Raw genomic sequence first — 278 nt, 5'->3', positions numbered from 1 at the left:
TGGGCATTGCTCAGGGTCACGGTGTAGGTGATCTGGCCACCTTCGGTGACAGTGGTCTTGTCAGCGGTCAGGGTCGCCACGACATCGTTGATGGTGTCGGCGATCTGCACGGTGGCGGAGCCACCCAGCTGCAGGTTTTCGAAGGTCTGGCCGTCAACGGTGGCATCGGTGATGCCGACAGTCAGGGAACCAGCATCCTTGAAGACGTCCTCGCCCTGGGCATCGGTGCGGTAGGTGGCTTCGGTTTGGCCTGCGGCGATAAGGACCTTGTCACCATT

General features: G+C 61.2%; 1 protein-coding gene. It reads right to left on the bottom strand.

Annotated features, from left to right (window positions below):
- On the bottom strand, positions 1-278 hold a 278-nt coding region (locus G7009_RS27410; protein ID WP_181133392.1), incomplete at both ends, for an immunoglobulin-like domain-containing protein.

The sequence above is a fragment of the Pseudomonas capeferrum genome (genome assembly GCF_013523055.1).
GTDB lineage: Bacteria > Pseudomonadota > Gammaproteobacteria > Pseudomonadales > Pseudomonadaceae > Aquipseudomonas > Aquipseudomonas capeferrum_A.
Note: the sequence above shows the minus strand (reverse complement) of the source record. Positions and strands in the feature narration are given on the sequence as shown.